Origin of the sequence: Streptomyces huiliensis (genome assembly GCF_020037025.1) — a bacterium.
Classification (GTDB): domain Bacteria; phylum Actinomycetota; class Actinomycetes; order Streptomycetales; family Streptomycetaceae; genus Streptomyces; species Streptomyces huiliensis.
This window is the reverse complement of sequence record NZ_JAIQLH010000571.1, coordinates 1-246: the sequence shown is the minus strand read 5'-3', so window position 1 is coordinate 246 and position 246 is coordinate 1. Positions and strand designations below refer to the sequence as shown.

Below are 246 nucleotides of genomic sequence, written 5' to 3'. Positions count from 1 at the left end.
AGGGCGTCCGGGTCGATCCCGGCCTCCTCCAGGGCCTCCCAGGTGCCTTCCAGGAGCAGCCGCTGCTGCGGGTCCATCGCGAGGGCGTCGCGGCGGCCGACGTTGAAGAAGCGGGGGTCGAAGTCGGTGGCGGTGGACAGGAAGCCGCCGGTGCGGACGTAGCTCGTCCCGGGGTGGGCGGGGTCCGGGTGGTAGACGGTGTCCATGTCCCAGCCGCGGTCCTCCGGGAAGCCGGAGACGGCGTCG

At 73.6% G+C, this 246-nt stretch carries 1 protein-coding gene; it reads right to left on the bottom strand.

Annotated features, from left to right (window positions below):
* The coding region (locus JNW98_RS35910; protein WP_308015714.1) for a beta-ketoacyl synthase N-terminal-like domain-containing protein at positions 1-246 on the bottom strand (246 nt) is incomplete at both ends.